4 protein-coding genes are annotated in these 4,965 nt (G+C 64.4%); all 4 read left to right on the top strand.

All coding sequences use genetic code 11. From position 1 onward, the window contains the following. Positions 1–3,028: FAD-dependent oxidoreductase (locus tag FJY68_13365; GenBank protein ID MBM3332813.1), on the top strand; the 3,028-nt coding region annotated here is incomplete at its 5' end. A 14-nt stretch (positions 3,029–3,042) separates the two neighbouring features. After that, positions 3,043–3,465 (top strand): hydrogenase iron-sulfur subunit, encoded by a 423-nt coding sequence (locus FJY68_13360; protein MBM3332812.1) that lies wholly within the window; start codon positions 3,043–3,045, stop codon positions 3,463–3,465. Positions 3,466–3,472: 7 nt separating this feature from the next. Continuing rightward, a complete protein-coding gene (locus FJY68_13355; GenBank protein ID MBM3332811.1) occupies positions 3,473–4,591 on the top strand; it encodes a hypothetical protein in 1,119 nt (372 codons plus the stop codon). Continuing rightward, positions 4,408–4,965 (top strand): hypothetical protein (locus tag FJY68_13350; GenBank protein ID MBM3332810.1); only part of this gene is annotated, 558 nt, incomplete at its 3' end. The genes FJY68_13355 and FJY68_13350, both read left to right, overlap by 184 nt.

Below are 4,965 nucleotides of genomic sequence, written 5' to 3'. Positions count from 1 at the left end.
CGCTCACAGGTTCAGCCCGCAGTTCGGTTGTGTCGAAGGACTCGTGCCGGCCGACACCGTGATACTCGCCATCGGCCAGGCGGTCGATGCCGACGCGTTTGACGGATTCGAGCGCGGGCCGGGCGGTACCTTCAAGGTCAACCCGCTGACGCTTGAGACATTGATGCCGGGCGTCTTTGCCGGCGGGGACATGGTGTCGGGCCCGGCCTCGGTCATCGAAGCGGTGAACGCCGGGCACGAGGCAGCGATTTCGATTGACCGGTTCATCAACCGTCAGGAAGTCAGTGCCGGTCGCGAGAAGCCGAAAGAGAAGGCGGCAAAGGCCGAGGAGTCAGCCGCGGCCCGGGCCAAGGTCGAGCGGCGCGAGCGGGCGTCCGAGCCTGCCCTGCCCGCAGGTGAGCGGGAGGGCAACTTCCGCGAGGTGGCGCAGGGCTTCACCGAGGAGCAGGCCGTGGCCGAGGCGCAGCGGTGCCTCAACTGCGGCATCTGCTGCGAGTGTCTGCAGTGCGTCGCCGCCTGCGAGGCGAAGGCAATCGACCACACCCAGGTCGGGTCCGATGACGAGGTCGAGGTCGGCGCGGTCGTGCTGTCGGCCGGGTTCAAGGAGTACAAGCCGACCGGCGAGTACGGCTACGGCTACGGCAGGTTCCCGAACGTGGTGACGAGCCTTGAGTTCGAGCGCATCCTCTCTGCTTCCGGGCCCTATGAAGGGCACGTGAAGCGACCGAGCGACCTCGCGCAGCCGAAGAAAGTCGCGTGGATCCAGTGCGTGGGCTCGCGGAACGCCGAGCACTTCTACTGCTCGTCGGTCTGCTGCATGTACGCGACCAAGGAGGCGGTTATCGCCCGCGAGCACTGCGGCGGCAACCTCGACTGCCACGTCTACTACATGGACATGCGCTGCTTCGGCAAGGACTTTGAGAAGTACTACGACCGGGCCAGGGACGAGTACGGTATCCAGTTCCGGCGCTGCAAGGTGAGCGCGCTCAGCCGGGTCGAAGGCAGCGAGGACCTCTCGATTTCGTACGAGGATGAGGCGGGCACGCTCAAACAGGAGCAGTACGACATGGTCGTGGTCTCGACCGCGCTCGCCGCCAATCCGCGCGTGGCCGAGATGGCCCGCCGCATCGGCGTCGGGGTGGACGAGCAGGGTTTCGTGAAGACCGACCGGTTCGAGCCGGTGCTGACCGACCGGCCGGGCGTATACGCCTGCGGCGCCCTGGTCGAGCCGAAGGACATACCCGAAACCGTGACCGAGGCGACCGGTGCTGCCGGTGCGGTGGCGGCGTTGCTGGCACCGGCCCGCAACACCCTGGTCCGGCCCAAGGTCTACCCGCCCTTCCGCGACGTCTCCGGCGAGGAGCCGCGTATCGGCGTCTTCATCTGCAACTGCGGCATCAACATTGGCGGCGTGGTCAAGGTGCCGAGCGTGGTCGAGTACGCCCGGACGCTGCCGAACGTGGTCCTGGCCGACGACAACCTCTTCACGTGTTCACAGGACACGCAGCAGAAGATGCGCAAGGTCATCGAGGAGCACAGGCTCAACCGGGTCATCGTCGCTTCCTGCACCCCCCGGACACACGAGCCGCTGTTCCAGGAGACCCTGGCCGAGGCGGGACTCAATCCCTACCTCTTCACGATGGCCAACATCCGCGACCAGTGCTCGTGGGTCCACATGAAGCAGCCGGACGTGGCGACCGAGAAGTCAAAGGAACTGGTGCGGATGGCGGTGGCCAATTCGCGCCTGCTGCGGCCGCTCTCGTCGTCGCCCCAGCCCATAGTCCAGAAGGCCCTTGTCATCGGCGGCGGGCTGGCCGGGATGACTGCGGCAATCGCAGTCGCCGACCAGGGATTCGAGACGTATCTCGTCGAGAAGAACGACCGGCTCGGCGGCAATCTCCTCCGCCTCAAGTACACCGATGCCGGCGACGACCTTACCGGGTTCGTTGCCCGTCTGGAGCAGCGGCTCCGCGCCCACCCAAAGGTCACAGTTCTTGCCGGCGCGGAACTGACTGCTGTCACCGGCTACGTCGGGAACTACAAGACGACGGTCCGGAAGTCCGACGGGTCGGACATCCCGGTTGAGCACGGAGTCTTCATCGTCGCCACCGGCGCTGACGAGTACCAACCGACCGAGTTCCTCTACGGCAGGGATCAGCGGGTGAAGACCCAGTCCGAGCTGGAAAGCATGCTCCACGAGTGCCCGGACCAGGCGAAAGAACTGAAGCACGTGGTGATGGTACAGTGCGTGGGGTCGCGCGAGAAGGAGCACCCGTGGTGCTCGCGCATCTGCTGCACCGAAGCGGTGAAGAACGCCCTGAAGCTCAAGCAGGCGAACCACAAGGCGAACGTCTACATCCTGTACCGCGACATGCGGACCTACGGGTTCAGAGAGAAGCTCTACCGCGACGCGCGTGAGGCCGGGGTGATGTTCGTGAGGTTTGACCCGGAGACGAAGCCGGAGGTCGCGGGCGTCGACGGCCGGCTGCACGTGTCGGTGTACGACCCGGTGCTGCAGCGCCGGCTCGGCATAGATGCCGACCTGCTGGTGCTCTCGGCCGGCGTGGTCCCGGCGAAGTCGAACCATGAGCTGGCCCAGCTGCTCAAGGTGCCGCTCAACGAGGATGGTTTCTTCCTTGAGGCGCATATGAAGCTCCGCCCGGTAGATTTCACCACCCGGGGCGTGTTCATGGCGGGTATGGCGCACAGCCCGCGCCGGATTCCGGAAACCGTGGCGCAGGCCTACGCGGCCGCGGCGCGCGCCTGCTCGATCATCTCGCACAAGGAACTCTCGACCGAGGCGGTCGTGGCCGAGGTCAATCCGCGCTGGTGTACCGGGTGCGGCATGTGTGAGGAGATCTGCCAGTACGAGGCGGCGCGGCTCAACCCGGTGACCGGCAAGTCCGAGGTTACCGCGGTGCTGTGCCAGGGCTGCGGTGCGTGCGCGGCGGCCTGTCCGTCCGAAGCGATAAAGCTCAAGGGTTTTGAGGCGAAGAATGTCATTTCGATGGTCGACGCGGCTCTCTGATGGAGGCGCAATAGATGGCTAACTACGAACCGAAGATAGTTGGTTTCCTCTGTAACTGGTGTACCTACGCGGGCGCGGACCTGGCCGGCACGTCGCGCATGCAGTACCCGCCGAACATGCGGCCGATCCGAGTGATGTGCTCGGGCGCGGTCGACTCGGTCTACATCCTGCGCGCCCTGCTCGAAGGCGCGGACGGCGTGTTCATGGGCGGGTGCCATCCCGGCGACTGCCACTATGTCTCCGGCAACTACAAGGCCAGGCGCCGGATGGTGCTTTTCAACTCGATCATGAAGTCCGTGGGCCTGGATACTGACCGGGTCTGGCTGCGCTGGATCTCTGCGGCCGAGGGCCGCAAGTTCGCGGACACAATCACCGAGATGACCGAACACCTCCGCAAGAAGGGCCCGAGCGTCTTCAAAGAGAAGTGGGAAGTGTGAGGCGGCGATGAAGGGTACCATCCAGGTAGAATCGAAGAACCCCGAGGGGACCATCCGCGGACTCTTCGCGCAGTGGCTCAAGGACGGGAAACTCTCCGCAATCTTGACCCCGGCGTATTCGGCTGCCGGTACGGCCACGGTGGCGCTTGTCTCCAATCCCGAGAGGCTGGCCGAGGCGGCGCCGCTGTTGCCTGCTATGGGCGTGAACGCTGCGTCGATAGTCGACGAGATCGCCCGCGACGGCTCTCCGAACGCGAAGTTGGGGCTGTTTCTGCGGCCTTGTGAACTGCGGGCAGTGGTGGAGTTGATGAAGCTGAAGCAGATCGCACACGAGAGCCTCGTGCTCATCGGCGTCGACTGCCCCGGTACGTACAAGGCCGCCGGATTCCGCAACGTGCGCGGCAAGGACGCGGACTTCGACAACAAGCACGTGCGCGAGCAGGCGGGATATGCCGACAACGTCAACTTCCGGATGGGTTGCCAGATGTGTGAGCAGTCGAAGCCACTCGTCTACGACCTCAACATCGGGTTCATCGGCATGGACCCGGACAAGGAGCTATGGATTGAGGCCGCCAGCGACAAAGGAAAGACCCTGCTCGAAGGCATCGTGCTCCAGACGCAGGACGAACCGGACAGCCGGAAGCAGGCGCTGGAGAGCCTGAGTGCCAGCCGCAAGGCCAAGACCGCCAAACGAATCGAGGAGCTGGACAAGGCGATGATGGGGCCGGAGAAGCTGCTGGAGTACTTCGCCGACTGCCTCAACTGCCACAACTGCATGAAGGTTTGCCCGGTCTGCTATTGCCGGGAGTGCTTCTTTGACTCCGACACGTTCCAGCGTGACATCGCGGAGCATGTGCGCGTCTCATTGCGCAAGGGCGCGACGCGGATGCCGTCCGAGACGATGCTCTTCCATCTGACTCGGATGAACCACATGATGCTGTCATGCGTGCAGTGCGGCATCTGCGAGGATTCGTGTCCCGTGACCATTGGGCTCGCCACCCTGTACAAGAAGGTGTCGCAGAATGCGCAGAGCGAGTTCGACTATCTGTCAGGCCGCAATCTCGACGAGCCGCTGCCACTGGTGACGTTCCGCGAGTCCGAATTCCTCAAGGTGGGGGAGGAGTAGCGTTGGCTGAAGCGCCCGAGCTGTTGGTCAACGACCTCGACACGGAGTTCAAGAACCGGCTGGCCGAGAAGTACGGCGACACCGGGTTCATGCACTGCCTCTCGTGCGGGTCGTGTTCGGCATCCTGCCCGGTGCGGAAGCTCGAAGAGAAGTACAACCCGCGGCGCATCATCCGGATGGCCATCATGGGGATGAAGGATGAGGTCTACAAGTCCGAGTTCGTGTGGATGTGCTCCTACCACACGACCTGTCTGCACCGCTGCCCGCAAGGCGTCAATATCGGCGAGGTCGCGGACGTAGTATCCCGCATGGCCGAAGAGGTAGCCAAGGCCGGAGCCCGCGGTTCTCAACCGAACGTCAAGCCGGCGGACCTC

The sequence above is a fragment of the candidate division WOR-3 bacterium genome, assembly GCA_016867815.1.
Taxonomy (GTDB): Bacteria; Hydrothermota; Tepidihabitantia; order Tepidihabitantales; family Tepidihabitantaceae; genus UBA2258.
This window is presented reverse-complemented; position numbering and strand designations above follow the sequence as displayed.